At 57.1% G+C, this 16270-nt stretch carries 15 protein-coding genes; 11 read left to right on the top strand and 4 right to left on the bottom strand.

What is annotated here, in order from left to right:
* The first annotated feature begins 146 nt into the window (after positions 1-146).
* The 4 genes from PVA01S_RS12545 to PVA01S_RS12560 all read left to right on the top strand — a co-directional run bounded on the left by PVA01S_RS12545 (position 147) and on the right by PVA01S_RS12560 (position 5689).
* Positions 147-1217: a galactose ABC transporter substrate-binding protein gene (locus tag PVA01S_RS12545; RefSeq protein WP_127607911.1), complete on the top strand. Its 1071-nt coding sequence runs from the start codon at positions 147-149 to the stop codon at positions 1215-1217.
* 132 nt (positions 1218-1349) lie between these two features.
* A complete protein-coding gene (locus tag PVA01S_RS12550) occupies positions 1350-2867 on the top strand; it encodes a sugar ABC transporter ATP-binding protein (protein ID WP_054799828.1) in 1518 nt (505 codons plus the stop codon).
* Between the two features lie 16 nt (positions 2868-2883).
* A complete protein-coding gene (gene mglC / locus PVA01S_RS12555) occupies positions 2884-3894 on the top strand; it encodes a galactose/methyl galactoside ABC transporter permease MglC (RefSeq protein ID WP_127607912.1) in 1011 nt (336 codons plus the stop codon).
* 109 nt (positions 3895-4003) lie between these two features.
* Positions 4004-5689, top strand: coding sequence for a methyl-accepting chemotaxis protein (locus tag PVA01S_RS12560; protein WP_127607913.1), 1686 nt, complete (start codon positions 4004-4006; stop codon positions 5687-5689).
* A gap of 114 nt (positions 5690-5803) precedes the next feature.
* Here PVA01S_RS12560 and PVA01S_RS12565 read toward each other — a convergent pair whose 3' ends face one another.
* Complete coding sequence (locus PVA01S_RS12565) at positions 5804-6721, bottom strand: M15 family metallopeptidase (protein WP_127607914.1); 918 nt, start codon at positions 6719-6721, stop codon at positions 5804-5806.
* Positions 6722-6907: 186 nt separating this feature from the next.
* On the opposite strand from PVA01S_RS12565, the gene PVA01S_RS12570 reads away from it, so the two are divergent.
* The gene (locus tag PVA01S_RS12570; protein ID WP_127607915.1) at positions 6908-7618 is read left to right on the top strand and encodes a DNA alkylation repair protein; all 711 of its coding nucleotides are present in this window, start codon (positions 6908-6910) and stop codon (positions 7616-7618) included.
* Positions 7619-7632: 14 nt separating this feature from the next.
* On the opposite strand, the gene nfsA is transcribed toward PVA01S_RS12570, so the two are convergent.
* Positions 7633-8367 (bottom strand): oxygen-insensitive NADPH nitroreductase, encoded by a 735-nt coding sequence (gene nfsA, locus PVA01S_RS12575; protein WP_127607916.1) that lies wholly within the window; start codon positions 8365-8367, stop codon positions 7633-7635.
* A 225-nt stretch (positions 8368-8592) separates the two neighbouring features.
* On the opposite strand from nfsA, the gene queF reads away from it, so the two are divergent.
* Positions 8593-9087 (top strand): preQ(1) synthase, encoded by a 495-nt coding sequence (queF, locus tag PVA01S_RS12580; protein ID WP_054799830.1) that lies wholly within the window; start codon positions 8593-8595, stop codon positions 9085-9087.
* A 30-nt stretch (positions 9088-9117) separates the two neighbouring features.
* Positions 9118-10128 carry an LLM class flavin-dependent oxidoreductase gene (locus PVA01S_RS12585; protein WP_127607917.1) on the top strand — a complete coding sequence of 337 codons (1011 nt, stop codon included), beginning with the start codon at positions 9118-9120 and terminating at the stop codon, positions 10126-10128.
* A gap of 288 nt (positions 10129-10416) precedes the next feature.
* On the opposite strand, the gene PVA01S_RS12590 is transcribed toward PVA01S_RS12585, so the two are convergent.
* Positions 10417-11301, bottom strand: a complete 885-nt coding sequence (locus PVA01S_RS12590; RefSeq protein WP_127607918.1) for a polysaccharide deacetylase family protein — start codon at positions 11299-11301, stop codon at positions 10417-10419.
* Positions 11302-11498: 197 nt separating this feature from the next.
* Between PVA01S_RS12590 and PVA01S_RS12595 the strand changes: the two genes are divergently transcribed.
* The gene (locus PVA01S_RS12595; protein ID WP_127607919.1) at positions 11499-13865 is read left to right on the top strand and encodes an S-layer homology domain-containing protein; all 2367 of its coding nucleotides are present in this window, start codon (positions 11499-11501) and stop codon (positions 13863-13865) included.
* A gap of 78 nt (positions 13866-13943) precedes the next feature.
* Here the strand turns inward: PVA01S_RS12595 and PVA01S_RS12600 are convergent, their stop codons facing one another.
* Entirely contained in the window at positions 13944-14414 is a 471-nt protein-coding gene (locus tag PVA01S_RS12600; RefSeq protein WP_127607920.1) for a ribonuclease H-like YkuK family protein, read from the bottom strand.
* A 251-nt stretch (positions 14415-14665) separates the two neighbouring features.
* Here PVA01S_RS12600 and PVA01S_RS27505 point away from each other — a divergent pair, with 251 nt between their 5' ends.
* The 3 genes from PVA01S_RS27505 (at position 14666) to PVA01S_RS12610 (ending at position 16248) form a co-directional block, all read left to right on the top strand.
* Complete coding sequence (locus PVA01S_RS27505; RefSeq protein ID WP_258313439.1) at positions 14666-14797, top strand: hypothetical protein; 132 nt, start codon at positions 14666-14668, stop codon at positions 14795-14797.
* Between the two features lie 246 nt (positions 14798-15043).
* On the top strand, positions 15044-15553 hold the full coding sequence (locus PVA01S_RS12605; protein ID WP_127607921.1) for a hypothetical protein: 510 nt from the start codon (positions 15044-15046) through the stop codon (positions 15551-15553).
* Positions 15550-16248, top strand: a complete 699-nt coding sequence (locus PVA01S_RS12610) for an AIM24 family protein (protein ID WP_127607922.1) — start codon at positions 15550-15552, stop codon at positions 16246-16248. The genes PVA01S_RS12605 and PVA01S_RS12610 overlap by 4 nt, the downstream gene beginning before the upstream one ends.
* Positions 16249-16270 lie beyond the last annotated feature (22 nt).

Raw genomic sequence — 16270 nt, forward strand, 5'->3', positions numbered from 1 at the left:
GGCACGTGTCATCCCCCGAGATCAACACATGAGAATTTCGATAGAACACATGAGAATTTTGCATGGGAAAATCGAAATAAATCTACCATAATGAACATGTAAGCAGCACATTCCATTCAAACAAGTAAATGGGAGGTCTTTAGACAATGAACAAAAAAGTGGTATCCATGGTAGTCGCAGCTGCTCTGGCGGCAACGGTTGCAGGTTGCGGCTCTTCGGGCAAAACCGGGGCGAACACAGGCACTGCGCCGGCGGCCGGCTCAACTTCAGGCGGAGCGGCGGCCGCCCAGCCGACGATCGGCGTGGCGATCTACAAATTCGACGATACATTCATGACCGGCGTCCGGAACGCGATCTCCGCGGCGGCCGAAGGCAAGGCGAAGGTCGACATCGTCGACAGCCAAAACTCGCAGCCGACGCAAAACGATAAAGTCGACCTGTTCATCACGAAAAAAGTAAACGGTCTGGCGATCAACGCCGTTGACCGTACGGCAGCGGGCGTCATTATCGACAAAGCGAAAGGCGCGAACATTCCGGTCGTCTTCTTCAACCGCGAGCCGCTGGCCGACGATATGAAGAAATGGGATAAAGTCTATTATGTCGGCGCGAAAGCGGAGCAGTCCGGTACGATGTCCGGCCAATTGGTCGTAGACTACTTCAAATCCCATCCGGAAGCGGATAAAAACAAAGACGGCGCGCTTCAATACGTCATGCTGAAAGGCGAGCCGGGTCACCAGGACGCCGAGCTGCGCACGAAGTTCTCCGTGAAAGCGGTCGAAGACGCCGGCATCAAGGTCGAGAAGCTCGCGGAAGACACGGCGATGTGGGATCGTGTAAAAGGTCAGGAGAAAATGGCCGCGTTCCTCGCGTCCCATGGCGATAAAATTGAAGCGGTCTTCGCGAACAACGACGACATGGCGCTCGGCGCGATCGAAGCATTGAAGGCGAAAGGGTACTTCAAAGACAACAAATACATTCCGGTTGTCGGCGTAGACGCGACGGCTCCTGCGCTGAAAGCGCTTGAAGACGGCACGATGCTCGGAACCGTATTGAACGACGCGAAAAACCAGGGTAAAGCGACGCTCAATCTGGCGCAAGTGTTAGCTTCCGGCCAAACGCCATCCAAAGACAACATCGGTTATGAGCTCACAGACGGCAAATACGTATGGGTTCCTTATAAAAAAATTACAAAAGAAAACATGAACGACGCGAAATAAGACAGCGTAGAAATCGGGGCAGGGGCAAGGGAGAATGCATGCTTAAGCCCTTGCCCTTTTCCATGTTATTTCCCTCATAAGCCTCTGAATGTCAGAGGGCGAGGCGTTTCAGGCGCAAGGAGGCGTTAATCAATGACGGAAACCCGTTATTTGCTTGAGATGAATCAAATTACGAAAGAATTTCCCGGCGTGAAGGCGCTGGACGGGGTCACCCTCAAGGTGCGCCCGGGTACGGTTCACGCGCTGATGGGGGAGAACGGCGCGGGTAAATCGACGCTGATGAAATGTTTATTCGGTATCTATAAGCCGGACGGCGGCGACATCATCCTGGAAGGCCGTCAAGTGAGCATTAACCATTCGAAGGATGCGCTGAGTATGGGAGTCTCCATGATTCATCAAGAGCTGCATCCCGTTCCGTTCCGCAATGTGATGGAAAACATCTGGCTCGGCCGGTTTCCGGTGAAAGGCTTCGGGCCGTTCAAAATAGTCGATCATAAGAAAATGTATGAAGATACCGTCAAGCTTTTTCAAGACTTGGACATGGATATCGATCCGTACACGATCGTTCGCGAGCTGTCCGTGTCGAAAATCCAATCGCTCGAAATCGCCAAGGCCGTTTCCTTCCGATCCAAAGTCATTGTCATGGATGAGCCGACATCTTCCCTGACCGGCAACGAGGTCGAGCAATTATTTAAGATCATTCATCAATTGCGCAGTCGCGGCGTCTCCATTATTTATATCTCTCACAAAATGGAGGAGATTTTGCGGATTTCCGACGATGTCACGATCATGCGCGACGGCAGGCTGATCGGCACTTGGGAGGCCAAAGAGCTGACGACCGACCTGATCATTCAGCGAATGGTCGGACGCGATCTCAGTCAACGCTTCCCGGAACGGCATAATACGCCGGGCGACGTGCTGATGAAGGTAGACGGGCTGACGAGCCCGCACCCCAAATCGTTCCGCGACGTATCGTTCGAGCTGCGCAAAGGCGAGGTGCTCGGTGTCGGCGGATTGGTGGGCGCCCAGCGGACGGAGCTGATCGAAGCGTTGTTCGGTCTGCGCACGGTCGCTTCGGGCGAGATCCACATCCACGGGAAGAAAGTGAAGATCAAGACGCCGATCGACGCGAAGAAGCACAAGATCGCGCTGCTCACGGAAGAACGCCGGGTGACCGGGATTTTTCCGGTGCTGAACATTAAAGAGAACACGATCATCGCCAACCTGGACCGCTATTTGAATCCGTTGAAGCTGGTCAATGATCATAAAGCCCGGATCGATACGGATCAAAATATCGGGAAGCTGCGGGTCAAAACCCCGAATTACAAGACGCTGATCAAAAATTTATCGGGCGGCAATCAGCAAAAGGTGCTGCTTGCACGTTGGCTGCTTACCGAACCTGAAATTTTGATGCTGGACGAACCGACTCGCGGCATCGACGTCGGTGCGAAGTTCGAAATTTACTCGATCATTGCCGATCTGGCCAAGCAGGGCAAAAGTATCATCATGATTTCTTCGGAGATGCCCGAACTGCTCGGGATGTCGGACCGGATCATGGTCATGTCTGACGGACGTCTGTCCGGCATTATAGACGGTGCTAAAGCGACCGAAGAAGAAATCATGCGCCTGGCTGCCAAGCACCTGGGTTAACGGAGGGAATAGGAACATGGATACAAAAAAACTAACCGGGTTCGTCACCCAAAACGCCATTTACATCGTGTTGATCCTGCTGGTGGTCGGGATTGCCTTTAAAGATCCGCGCTTTTTGTCCGTCGATATTCTCCGGGATATTTTGCTGCAAAACTCGACGCGGGCCATTATCGCTCTAGGGGCCGCCTTCATCCTGATTACGGGCGGCACCGACTTGTCCTCCGGACGCGTCGTTGGTTTATCGGCGGTGTTGTCGGCCTCGATGCTGCAGATCAGCGATTACCCGAGACGCTTCTTCCCCGACCTGCCTGAGCTGTGGGTAGGGCTTCCGATTGTGTTCGGCATTCTCGCAGGCTTGATCGTCGGGCTTATCAACGGCTGGGTGGTGGCGAAGCTCAATGTGCCGCCGTTCATTGCCACCTTAGGCACGATGGTCATCGTATACGGCGTCAACTCGATTTACTTCGATATGAAACCGAACGAATCGCAGCCGATTGCAGGGTTGCGCAAAGATTTTACGGACATCGGATCCGGGTTTGTCGGGCCTAACGGGCCGTACTCCATTCCTTACATTGTCATTATCGCGGTCATCGTGTCGCTTATCGTGTGGGTTATTTTCAATAAAACACGGCTGGGCAAAAACATGTACGCCATCGGCGGCAACGTGCAGGCGGCGACCGTATCCGGGATTAACGTTGCACGCAACCTGATCTACATCTACGCGATCGCAGGTGCGCTGTACGGCCTCGGCGGGGTTCTCGAAGCGGCGCGAACCGGCGGCGCGACGAACAACTACGGGAACATGTATGAGCTTGACGCCATTGCGGCATGCGTTGTCGGGGGCGTATCGACGGCTGGCGGGATCGGTACGGTGCCGGGCGTGCTGGCCGGCGTGCTGATCTTCGGGGTCATCAACTACGGCTTGACCTTCGTCGGAGTGAGTCCTTACTGGCAATTGATTATTAAAGGCTTAATCATCGTCGCGGCGGTCGCTTTCGACATCCGCAAATACTTGGCTAAGAAATAATGATGGACAGAGGCTGCCAGCGGGAAACTGGCAGCTTTTTTAACAATAGCGGTTGGCGGTGAGGGTGTGCCGGCATATCCGACATGACCGTAAAGGGGGCGCTGTCAGCATGACGTTGAGACAAAAAGTGGTTGGTGTTTTTATCGTCATTTCGTTGCTCGTTACTTTGAACAGCTTGTTTTCATTCTTATTCTTAAAGCAGATGCAAGGCTCCTACAAGTCCTTGATCGACAGGGGACTAGCCGTTCTTGAGCAGGTCGGGGGCATCCGCGAACAGACGGAACGGCAAAACTCGCTGCTGTTCGGCCTGTTGGTCGATCCGTCGAAGGAGAAAGAACAGGTTCTTGCAACCGTGAATGCGAAGTTGTCGGAATCGATCGCGCAGCTCGAGCAGCTGTCGGAAACCGATGAAGAGCGGAGCGAGGTGCGGAAGCTGGCCGAAGCGAACGCCACGTTCGCCCGTTTGACGCAGAAAATTACGGATTACCTCAACCGGGGTGAGCCGGGGCTTGCGAGGACGGAAGCGTTAATGTGGTCGATCCCGTTGTCGGAAACGTTGACCCAATCCTCGACGCGCATTCAACAGATCGAGCAGCAGCTGATGACGGGGAAGCAAGCGGCGAACGAGCAGTTGGTTGCGAAGACGATCCGCTCGCTGATGGGGGTAAGCGCCGCTGCGTTGGCGTTCGCTATAGCAGCCGGATTTCTGCTCTCGCGCTTTATCGTCAAGCCGCTTCGCGCTATGGCGCAGGCGGCCGCGGCTATCGCGTCCCGCGATTTGACGGTTTCCGATATCCAAGTGACAAGCCGCGACGAGATAGGCAAGCTGGCGTCGGCCTTTAATGGAATGAAAGCGGAGCTGCGGACCATGGTCATGGAGCTGACCGAGCATGCGGAAGAGGTGGCGGGCGCTGCTGAGCGGCTGAGCGGCAGCTCGGAGCAGGTCAGCCATTCGCTTGAGCGGATCACGGAGATCGTCGGGGATATCGCAACCGGCACGTCGGAGCAGATGCAATCCGTCAACGAAAGTGTCTCTTTGATGGAAACGATGTCGCGTTCCGTCGATCACATCGCCGGTGCGACAACAACGGCGGATGCCAAATCGTCGGCCGCCCTTACAACCGCGGCCGGGGGCAGACAAGCCATCGCCACCGTAAGCGGGCAAATGGACTCGATCCGCAGCACGATGACCGTCATGGCCGAAGGCGTCTCGCGGTTAGGCAGCCGGACGATGGAGATCATGAAGGTGAACGAAGCGATCGCCGCCATCGCGAAGCAAACGAACATGCTGGCGCTGAACGCATCGATCGAATCGGCGCGAGCCGGCGAAGCGGGCAAAGGCTTCGCGGTCGTCGCGGAAGAAGTGCGTAAGCTGGCCGTTCAGACGTCCGCCGCAGCCGGCAAGGTTGTGGAGATGATAGCAGGCATTTCACAAGAGAAGGACCGGGTTATCGCCTCGACGCAAACGGGGTTGCGCGAGGTGGAAACCGGTATGGACGTCGTGCGGCACGCAGGCGACGCGTTTCACCGCATCCAGCAGTCCGTCGAAGAAGCGGCGCTCTGCATCGGCGAAGCGGGCGATCAGTCCGGGCACGTCGTGCGGCAATCGCACAGCGTCGTAGACAAGGTGCGGCAGGTACAGACGATTGCCGAAAGGGCCGTAGCGCATACGCAGGATGTCTCAGCGAGCGTAGAGGAGCAGTACGCCTCGATGGAGGAGGTGGTTTCATCGGCCGAGGTGCTGCATACGATGTCCGGCCGGTTGTCCGCCCTGATCGGCCAATTCCGGGTGTAATCTCGAGAGTCAGGCTGCAGGCGCAACCGGATGTCTCCAAGCAAGCGTCCTGTACAGCGCCCCGAGCCCGCGCTTGCAAGCACGGGCTATACAGCACCGGGCCTAGCAGCAGCGTTACTTTGCCTTGTTCACCGGGACGCCCTTGGCTGTGTACTCCTCCAGCGTCAGCCCTTGCTTCACGATATCCTTGGCGAGATCCACGCCGACATAACGCAAATGCCACGGCTCGTACTGGTAGCCGGTAATGGCTTCCTTGCCTTTCGGGTAGCGGATGATGAAGCCGTATTCGTGGGCATGCTCCGCCAGCCATTTGGCTTCTTGGGTCGCGCCGAAGCAGTCTTGGGCCGGACATTTGCCGTTGCTGCCGGCAACGTCGATGGCCAGCCCCGTTTCGTGCTCGCTGTGGCCGGGCTTGGCGCTGTATTTGTTCGCCTTTACTTCCCCTTCCTGCTTCACGTAGTTGTTGTAGAGGGCCGTTTGCGTTTCGTGCGAACGGTAGGCGGATACACCGGCCAGCGGTAGTCCGGCATCCTTAGCGGCCTGGAACAGTTTCTCCAGGGCAGCGGCCGCTTCCTTGCGCATTTTGCGTTTCTCCAGCTTTTCCTTGAACGTAAAAGGCACGTTCGGATCGACCAGATCCTGCGGCTTGTAGTCTTCCGGCAGCTTGGAGGTTTTGTTGACGAGCACAGCGATCTCCGCAGGCTTAGCGACCACTTGAACGGCCTCGCCCTTGGAAGCGCCGGGTGCAGTCGAGCTGCCGCCTGCCCCTTTGGGGTCCGGCTTTGTGTTCGTACTGTCTGTCCCTGGCGCCGGTGCTGCCGGCTGAGCGGGCTTCGTCCCGGCGTCGCCGCCCGATGCTTGCGGATTCGTGCCGTTCGCGCCGGAGTTCGGCGCTTCCGAAGCAGGGGGCGTTGTCGGAACGGCGGTTTGTCCCGCCGCGTTCTGGGAAGACGCATCGCCGCAGCCGGAAGCGATAACCAGCAGGCAGGCGAGTGCGCCCACCGTATACCAGGTGGGTCGAGCATTTCGCATGATGATAATTCCTTCTTTCGCAAGTGATGATATCTGTTAGACGGAACCGGTTCTCCAAAGGTTCCGGTTCTTGTGCCCGAATCCTTCTATTGTACCGCTCAGCGTCCGGCGATTCAACGGATCGATCCGCGTCTCTTGCCGAAGTTGCCGAGGTGGCGTACATTTAGACTAAAAAGGTTGAAGAACATGACGACGAAAGAGAAGTCGGCGGAGCTGGAGCCCCGGATTTATACGGATAAGCTGGAGGCTTGGTTAAGGCCGCATGCCGATGAGGAAAAGGCGGGACCGATGCGGGCCTATATGCGGGATCAGTTCGCTTTTCTGGGCATTCGGTCGCCGGAGCTAAAGCAGCTGATGCGCGAATTTATCAAGGAGCATGGAATTCCCGTCGGGGACCGGCTGCAGGAAACATTGCGCATGCTATGGCGTCTGCCGGAGCGGGAGTTCCAGTACGCGGCCCTGGTGCTGCTGGACAAGCGGGAGCGGACCTTGTCCGCGGAGCACCTCGCGCTGCTTGAAGAGCTGATTGTAACGAAGCCGTGGTGGGATACGGTCGATCTGTTGGCCGGCCATGCGGTAGGCGCCATCCTGAGCAGACGTCCCGATCTGATCGAGACCTATGCGGACAGGTGGATAAACTCCGATTCGATGTGGCTGCAGCGCACGGCGCTTCTGTTTCAGCTCCGGTACAAGTCCGGTACGGACGCGGAGTTGTTATTCCGGTTAATCCGGCAGTGCGCCGATTCGAAGGAGTTTTTCATCCGCAAGGCGATCGGCTGGGCGCTGCGCGAGTATTCCAAAACAGACGAGACTGCGGTGCGCCGCTTCGTGGCCGAGACGGCGCTCTCTCCGCTCAGCGCCCGGGAGGCGCTGAAGTACATGGACCGCAAACGCTGAATCGTACGGAACCGTTAATCGAGCCGAAACCCTTGTCCCTCCAAAAACGGCCGAATGTGCGCCCGCACCGGCTTCCGGTACTTGTCCGCAATGCCGCGCGACCAGTTCGTTAACGTCCGGCCTTGCGTACGTACTTTGTAATATTCGTGCATCGTGCGGTCGTAAGCCTCTATGCCGCTGCGGACGGCTTCGTCGCTATAGGCGTTCTCGTGCAGCAGGCCTGCAAGCGGCAGCCGGGGGCGAATCGTCGGCTCCTGATCGGGGACGCCGATGCACAGCCCGAAGATCGGATAGACTAGCTGCGGCAGCTCGAGCAGCCGGCTGACTTCATCGGGCGCGTTGCGGATGCCGCCGATGTAACAGACGCCGAGGCCGAGCGATTCGGCGGCTACGGCGGCATTTTGCGCGGCGAGCGCGGCGTCGACGGTGGCGACGATGAAGCTTTCGGCGTTCTGATGGAACGGCTCGCCGTGCTGCGCTGTGGCGATCTGCAGCCGGTTCAGGTCGGCGCAGAAGACCAGGAACATGCCGTTATGCGCCACGTACGTTTGATTGCCGGCGAGGCGGGCGAGCGTTTGTTTTTTATCCGGATCGGACACCGCGACGATGCTGTATGCTTGCACGTTGCTGGATGACGACGCCATCTGGGCCGAGGTCACGATCGCCTCGAGCTGTTCCTTTCGCAGTGGAATGTCTTTGAATTTGCGGATGGAACGGTGGCTTTGCAGCAGCTGAATGACGGCATTCATGGAACGTGTACCTCCAGGTTTATTTTGTCATATGCTTCCATATTATCGAAATCGTTATTCCGCCGTCAAACCGGCAGCTCGCGAGCCCGGGCACAGACGCGGCAGGGTGCCGTTTTTCCCGCAGGAGAAGGCGGGGGAGGCGGCGCTCCGGCGTGTTTTTTCATAGACAATGCGATATAATGGGACTCGTACCCAGCGTGCGATTGCGAAAGGAGACACTTACTTATGGCAGGCAGGAAAGAAGACGAACTGGACTTGACGCTGCTCGGCAACGAGAAAACGAAATACCCGATGGAGTATGCGCCGCAAATGCTCGAGTCCTTCGATAATAAACATCCTTACCGGGACTATTTTGTGAAGTTTAACTGTCCGGAGTTCACCAGTCTGTGCCCGATTACGGGCCAGCCGGATTTCGCGACGATCTATATCAGCTACATCCCCGATATTCGGATGGTTGAGAGCAAGTCGCTGAAGCTGTACTTGTTCAGCTTCCGCAACCATGGCGATTTCCACGAAGACTGCATGAACATCATCATGAACGATCTGATCAAGCTGATGGACCCGAAATACATCGAAGTATGGGGCAAATTTACGCCGCGCGGGGGCATTTCAATCGATCCGTACTGCAATTATGGCCGCCCCGGCACCAAATACGAGCAAATGGCCGAGCATCGGCTGCTGAACCACGACTTGTATCCGGAAAAAGTCGACAACCGCTAAAGGTTGGCGCTGCGAGAGGAGACGGCTGCGATGTTGAAGCTGGGCATATTGGATCAATCGCCGGTGTTCCCCGGCTATCAGGCGGGCGACGCGATTCGGCATACCGTCGAATTGGCGAAACAGACCGAGCGCTGGGGCTACTCGCGCTTCTGGGTGTCGGAGCATCACGACACGTCGCGACTGGCCGGCTCATCGCCGGAGGTGCTGCTCGCGGCGCTCGGCGCGCACACGTCGCGCATCCGCATCGGCTCGGCCGGCGTGCTGCTGCCGCACTACAGCCCGTTCAAGGTCGCGGAAAATTTCCGCGTCCTTGAAGCGCTGTATCCCGGCCGCGTCGATCTCGGCATCGGCCGGGCCCCCGGCGGGATGCCGATCGCTTCGCAGGCGCTGCGCTACGGGCGGCCGAAGGAGCGGGATGAGCTGTTCGGCGAGACGCTGCGCGACTTGGCCGGATTTTTAAGCGACCGGCTGGAGCCCGGCCACCGGTTCGAGGGCGTGCGCGCGGCTCCGCTGGTGGAGACGGCGCCCGACATTTGGCTGCTCGGCTCGAGCGGCTTCAGCGCGGAACGCGCGGCCGAGCTTGGGGCGGCGTTCTCGTTCGCCCATTTCATTAACGGCGACGGCGGCCATGAGGCGATGCGGCGTTATTTCGCCGATTACCGGCCGGGGCCGCTCGGCCGCGCTCCCCGCGCGAATGTATGCGTGATGGTCATCTGCGCCGATACCGAAGAGGAAGCGGAGCGGATCGCCGTGCCGCTCGATCTGTCGATCCTGCTGCGCGAGCAGGGCCAATTTCAGCGGCCGTTCCCGACCTACGAGGAGGCCGTCGCCTACCCGTACACGGAGTGGGACCGGATGCGCATCCAAGTGAACCGGAACCGGATGATCGTCGGCGATCCCAAGCAGGCGAAAGCGCGTATGCTTGCGTTCAGCGAGGAGTACGGGGTGAACGAGCTCATCGTCGTCACCGTCACGGCCGATCCGCAAGCCCGGCTGCGCTCCTACGAGCTGCTCGCGGAGGCGTTCGCGCTGCGCGGTTGAGCGCGCCGGTCACGGTGACGTCTAGCCGGGCGCAGCAGTGCGGCGCATGCCGCCGCTGCGAAACCCGGTGCATGCAGCTCGCATCGCTGGCTTTCGCCGGAATTGGCGGAACGCCGGTATCTGCATTTGGCTGGAATCAGGCAGCTAAATCGAAATAGCGGAACAGAGGTATCTTATTCGCCGCCAAAACGGGCCTTGAGCCCTGACTTTTGGAACAATAAGGTATCACCGTTCCGCTATTTTTGTTAAGTACGGCTCATTCCGTGGGAATAGCGAACGTTAGTTCCGCTATTGTACAGGGACGGATCGAGCCCCTGCCGGTTTATGGACGCGTTCGACCCGCAATTGAATTTGCTTATCCAGATGCTCCGGCTTAATGCTCGGGTTGCCCGCATTGATGCGCGGGATTTCCATGGGATTGGAGCTGCGCGTCGCCATCTCGCTGACGATCGTGAACGCGTACCGGAATCCGGCGTCCCGTATAAGCGACTTGGCCGTATCAGAGAAAATGCCGAACGGATAGGCATACGCCTTGGCTGCGTCCGGGCTGCCGTACAGCTCTTGCAGCCGCTGCGCGCATGCTTGGCTGTCCTGGCTTACCCTCTCGATATACTGCGCTTCGTTCTCCGGACCGCCGCCTGTTTCGAGCCGGCCGGTCAACGCTCCTTCACGTCCTGCTTTATAATGCAGCGCGTTAGAGTGACACTGTACGTCGAACATCCCGGCCCGGTAGCCGAGCAGCTCGCGGATATTTTCCCGGCTCAGCGCCGGAATCGAGGGGGCGTCGGGAGCAGCCAAATCCTGCGTGACGATAAAATTAACCGCGGGGATATCGAGTTCTTTTAGAATCGGAAACGCATAGTCATAGAAGCTTCTGTACCCGTCGTCGAACGTAACGAGCACCGCCTTCTCGGGCACGGGGGCCCCTTCGTAAAATCGGATGAATTCGGAGAGCGAGATGAAGGTGTAGCCTTGTTTTTTTAAATACGACAGCTGGTCGCGAAACAGAGCGCTGCTGACGGTGCTTGAGCTTTGGTCCGTGTCGTGTACGTGGTGGTACATCAGTACGGCGACTTGATCGCGGTACGTCTGCTTCGGATTCGTTCCCCACAGCTCAAGCAGGCTGATGAGTATTACAGCGACCAGAAGGCCGGTCAACAACTTTCGCGTCATGGTCTAATCTCCTTCAAGGCCCGGTAGGGTCTATATACAGTTATAGCGATTAGCCCGGGAAATTTCAAGCAAGCGTGAGCCCTGCGCCCGCTGAACGTATTTTTTTATGCATCGGCGCGTCGCTTCGGCAACTTTTTCCATGGTGAGGGCGTCAATATAGTGGATTGATAAGCCTTCATAAGGAGAGGAAGATTCGCTTGAAACTGATCAAAAAAGCCAGCTCGATCGCCGTCGCCTCCGCACTCCTTCTTACCTATGCTCCGCTTGCCTGGGCGGACGAAGCGGCATCTCCGTCAAGCAGCGTCGGCGCACCGGCGAAAGGCAAGGAAGAGACGCTGCCAAGCAACGTGAACATTACGAAAGAACGGGCCATCGAATTGGCCAAATCGTACATCGACCTTCCCGAAGGGTATGCGCTGCAATCGGTTAACCTGAATGCTTACGCGGTGTTCCGGCAGAAACCGGTTCCGACTTGGAATCTGTACTACGCCAAGAGATCGAAAGATCACGATTACGGCAGCATCAACATCACGATCAACGGGTTAACCGGCAAACTGACAGGGTACTCTTTCTATAACAACGATCCGAATTACAAACCGAGTTACCCGCCGAAAGTGAACTTCCAAGGTGCGAAGGAAATCGCGTCCCAATGGATCGATAAGCTGAACCCGGCAGACCGGAAGGAGCTTCGTTACAACGACCGCCAAGAACAATCGTTCCGCCCGCCGTTGAACGGCGATTATCAGTACAATATCCGCTTCGATCGTCTCGTCGGGGACGTGCCTTTTCCGCAGGATGGCATTCAAGTGTCCGTGAACGGAGAAGGCCAGGTAACCGGTTACAGCTATTCGTGGACCGATGCCGTGAAGTTCGAGCAGGGCGTAACGCCGATTGGCTTGGAGAAGGCGGCTCAAGCGTTCCGCGACAAAGCGGATGTGAGCCTCTCGTATCAAGTGCCGTACGAATCCCGCGGTGAGAAGAAGCCGCTGATCTCGTATGGGATGAGTACGTTTTTCTTGGCTGCGGCGAAGGGCGAACCGTGGAGCCCCAGCGATTTGCCGCTGATCTCCTCTGGAGAACGGAAACCGTTGACGGACCAGCCACTTGGGGATGCGCCGTCTGCAAGCCTCAATTTGTCCAAGGAAGAAGCGGCAGGGAAAGTCTTGAGCGTCTTCAAGCTGCCGCAGGATGCGAAGCTGGAGGATGCTTCTTATAATGAGTATACGAACCCGGAAACGGGCAAAACCGAAGCCAATTGGAACTTGCGCTGGAACCTGGCCCCGGACAAAGATACGCTGGGCAAGGGCGAGAATATGGTCTGGGCGAGCGTGAACAGCCATACCGGCGAAATCAAGAACTTTAACCGGAACCTGTACATGGAGTCGTCCAAACCGATCGAACCGAAAGTATCGGCGGAGGACGCTTCGTCCAAAGCGGTGGAGATGGTGAAGCAGCAGCTGCCTGCTTATACCCATCAGCTCGTGCTGGATGCGGGCGTCTTGAAGCAAATTCCCGAAGAACGGCTGAAGAACATGCGTACTTGGGACGTGCGCTTTAACCGCGTCATTGACGGCGTCGCTGCCGGCGGAGAGGGTGTGAACATCAGCATCGACCGGGATACGGGCGATATCGTCAACTACTACTTCTCTTTCAGCGAAAGGCCTTATCCGCAGCACAAGCCGGATGTGATCGCCCTCGATAAGGCAAAGGAGCTGCTGTTCTCGCAATACGATATCGAACTGTCGTACGTGCTTGATCAAGGGATTACTCCTTATCTGTCGAGCGGCCTGGCGGATAAATACAAGCTGATGGTAGCCTCCGGCGAGATTTCGCCGGGTACGCAGCCAGGCTCGGGTACGGACATAGCGCCGGAAGCAAAGCTGGTGTACGGCCTGGTGCCGAAGTATACAAGGGAGCCGTTCTTCCTGGATGCGCAAACCGGCCAATGGCGCAGCGCTACGACGGGCGAGCCGATTACGCTGGAGAAAGCGGTCGCTACGGATATCGAGGGCCACTGGGCGCAGCGAGAGCTTCAATTGATGCTCGACTATCAAGCGCTCGACGTCAAAGACGGCAAAGTGAACCCGCAGCAGGCGATGACCCGCGGGGAAATGATCAAAATGCTCGTCATTGCCATGAACGGCGGCAATTACGGCATTTATTACGCGAGCGACCGGACGGCCTCCTTCGCCGATGTGAAGAACGGCTCGACCTACTTCGCGTACGTCGAGAATGCCGTAGACCGCGGACTCCTCGACCCGGGAGCCGAGTTCAACCCGAACGCGATCATGACGCGGGAAGAAATGGCGCAGCTGATCGTTCGCGCGCTCGGCTACAAAAACTTGGCCGAATACGAGGCGGTATTTAACGCCAATATCGCGGATGCAGCCAAGCTGAAGCATATCGGTCAAGTCGCCATCGTCGTCGGCTTGAACATCATGTCGCTGACGGACGGCAGCTTCAGTCCGGACGAAGAAGTCACGCGGGCGGCAGCGGCAACGGCATTTTTCCGTTACTTGCAGAAGCGGGCGGAGCTGCAGCAGCCCCCGCGCTATTACTACTAAAAAATGACCAAAAGCACTGCCTCCGGGCAGTGCTTTATTCGTAGAAGCTGGAGCGAAGTACAGTGTAGCGGGCTTAAGCTATTCGGCGAACCGGTCGGCCACGGAGCTTGCGCCAAAAGACAACGGTTTAATGCGCGCCTCATAGCCGACCGATGTGACCCAACCGCAAATTTCTTGAATCAGCGCTTTCGTCTCGCCCTGCTGTCCGATATCGATATGGATTTCGAGCGGCCATTGCGACAGCAATTGGTCCATGCCTTTGCGGTTCAGGACGTCGACGAGCTCCAGGCTTAGCTCGGTCTCCTTGTAGATGCGTGTGCGGAGGTCGTTTAAGGGACGGCTGTTTTTCCGGCTGTAAAAGAAACGGGCCCCTCTGCCGATTCGGTGAATGATCACAGCGGTAATGAGCGTCGTATACTTGCGGGTTGTGTGCGAATCGGTACCGATGACGATTTTATACTGCGCATCGGGGTCGGCCTGCACGAAGGCATGCAGATCCAAGATCATGTCTTCCAGCGTGACGGAACCTTTGGTAGGGCTAACGAACATAAGCGGCTCAACTCCCTCCAAATTTGAAATGGACCTCTCTCTATATTTTACGCCAAATGAAGCAAAATAGTTTAAAGTTCCGCGGCTTCAGCCGCCTAATTATCGTTCAATCCGCATGAAACAAGAATAGGCGGGTCAACCTGGTACAGAGATTTCTAAAAATTCTGAAAAATAGATGCAAGTGCAGCGCTTTCATCATATAATAGAAGTAATCTGCCGGCATTGGCCGCAGCAAAAGGAGGCATGGAGTCATGGAAGGAAGATTGTCCGTCGGGTTGATGTTCGGAGTGATGCTCAGCGTTCCCCTTTGGCTGTCCATGATCGGATGGATGCGGTTGGTTGAATCGGCTGTCGGGTATTTGTCCCGGCTGCACGTGCTTTAATTTTACTATCGCTTTACTTGTTAACGCTTACAATATAATTTCCGGTGAAGATTACATGCGGCTGCGGATATGGAAGGACTGTGTTTCGGGAAGGCTTGGTGCCTGCTCGAAATGACAGTCCTTCTTTTTGTTTTATCCCTCTCCTAAACCTGTCAGGTTCCCTCGTGTTCCTTTTTGCGCGGCATGCTTGTACAATAAAACTTATCGGATAACCTAGCGTATGGCTTGTCAAAAGGAGGCTGACCCATGCCAGGGACTACGAATAAACGACGCACGCCCGAGAAGGAAATGCGCGTGTTGTCCATAACGCTGGCAGGGTTGCTGCTGCTGTTCGCCCTGCCGTGGCACACTGCCCATGCCGGAATAGTAGAACGGATTAAAGATATATACGGGATGCCCGAGCAAGTCGGGCAGCTCCAGGAGCAGTATGAAGAGACGAAACGGCAGCTCGAGCAAAGCCGGGAACAAATGGAGGAGACGGTGGCCCGATCTGAGGAAGCCGCCCGGCAATTCCGGGAGGCGGAAGCGAGGCTGCTGGAGGAGAACCGTGAGCTCCGCAGCCGCAACGATCGGCTCGAGCAGCTGCTCGAGCAAATGGAGGCCGCAAGACGGGCCCAATCGGTCCGAAATCGGCAAATTGCCGCTACCGCGCTGACTGCTGCCGGATTGGCGCTGCTTTATTTCATCATCACCCGGGTCATCCGCTTTACTTTATGGCGGCGGGGACGGGGCGGCGCGCAAGGGGGATCCGAATGAACATTCACGTGGACGGAACGGGGACGGAAGGACAAGCGGCGACGGTGGAGCTGTTCCACGGGGATACCGCGCATGTGCTGCACCCTTCCCGGATCATCGCTTATCAAGGCTCTCCGCAGGGGCGAGAGGACCGGATTTTAAATTTGTCCGGCATGTACCGCAAGAAAAAATGGGTCGAATCGCGCATCGCCGGACCCGCCCGGTTCGTGCTCGGTGTGCCGATGGGATTTCGTTTAAAGCCGTTGGAGCTGCCCGAGCAGAGCGACCTGCTGTTCGATATCCGCCATGTGCTGTTATATAGCGGCGGGATGAAGCTCGAAAGCCGCTTTCAGAAGGTCAAGCAAGCGCTTGTTACGCAGGACTGGGCGCGGATGAAATTTTCCGGGGGCGGACTGCTCGGGCTGCTGTCGGCCGGACCGCTCTGCGATTTGACGCTCGACCCGCACCGGCCCGTATATGTCGATGTCGGCTGCCTCGTCGCGTTCCCGGAGAAGGCGGCGATGCGGCTGCGTGTGTACGGCAATCCGCTCGCCAGCCAGCGGATGAATTATCAGTGGGAGATGACCGGGTACGGGAAGGTGCTGCTTCAGCCGACGCCGCGGGATAAAGCGTTCGCCGCCGGGATGCGGCAGGATTCGCTGCTTCGCCGTGTATTAAGAGAGGCGTTGCCCTTCGGCGGCATCTTCATTAAATGACATTTTATGTATATGTTAATAG

Origin of the sequence: Paenibacillus validus NBRC 15382 (assembly GCF_004000985.1) — a bacterium.
Classification (GTDB): Bacteria; Bacillota; Bacilli; order Paenibacillales; family NBRC-103111; genus Paenibacillus_G; species Paenibacillus_G validus.

What these genes read in the sequence shown, in the direction of transcription:
- PVA01S_RS12605 (WP_127607921.1), top strand. Translation starts at nt 15,044, where the DNA reads ATGCCAGGGACTACGAATAAACGACGCACGCCCGAGAAGGAAATGCGC.
- mglC (WP_127607912.1), top strand. Translation starts at nt 2,884, where the DNA reads ATGGATACAAAAAAACTAACCGGGTTCGTCACCCAAAACGCCATTTAC.
- PVA01S_RS12565 (WP_127607914.1), bottom strand. Translation starts at nt 6,721, where the DNA reads ATGCGAAATGCTCGACCCACCTGGTATACGGTGGGCGCACTCGCCTGC.
- PVA01S_RS12585 (WP_127607917.1), top strand. Translation starts at nt 9,118, where the DNA reads ATGTTGAAGCTGGGCATATTGGATCAATCGCCGGTGTTCCCCGGCTAT.
- PVA01S_RS12560 (WP_127607913.1), top strand. Translation starts at nt 4,004, where the DNA reads ATGACGTTGAGACAAAAAGTGGTTGGTGTTTTTATCGTCATTTCGTTG.
- queF (WP_054799830.1), top strand. Translation starts at nt 8,593, where the DNA reads ATGGCAGGCAGGAAAGAAGACGAACTGGACTTGACGCTGCTCGGCAAC.
- PVA01S_RS12570 (WP_127607915.1), top strand. Translation starts at nt 6,908, where the DNA reads ATGACGACGAAAGAGAAGTCGGCGGAGCTGGAGCCCCGGATTTATACG.
- PVA01S_RS12610 (WP_127607922.1), top strand. Translation starts at nt 15,550, where the DNA reads ATGAACATTCACGTGGACGGAACGGGGACGGAAGGACAAGCGGCGACG.
- PVA01S_RS12600 (WP_127607920.1), bottom strand. Translation starts at nt 14,414, where the DNA reads ATGTTCGTTAGCCCTACCAAAGGTTCCGTCACGCTGGAAGACATGATC.
- nfsA (WP_127607916.1), bottom strand. Translation starts at nt 8,367, where the DNA reads ATGAATGCCGTCATTCAGCTGCTGCAAAGCCACCGTTCCATCCGCAAA.
- PVA01S_RS12590 (WP_127607918.1), bottom strand. Translation starts at nt 11,301, where the DNA reads ATGACGCGAAAGTTGTTGACCGGCCTTCTGGTCGCTGTAATACTCATC.
- PVA01S_RS27505 (WP_258313439.1), top strand. Translation starts at nt 14,666, where the DNA reads ATGGAAGGAAGATTGTCCGTCGGGTTGATGTTCGGAGTGATGCTCAGC.
- PVA01S_RS12550 (WP_054799828.1), top strand. Translation starts at nt 1,350, where the DNA reads ATGACGGAAACCCGTTATTTGCTTGAGATGAATCAAATTACGAAAGAA.
- PVA01S_RS12545 (WP_127607911.1), top strand. Translation starts at nt 147, where the DNA reads ATGAACAAAAAAGTGGTATCCATGGTAGTCGCAGCTGCTCTGGCGGCA.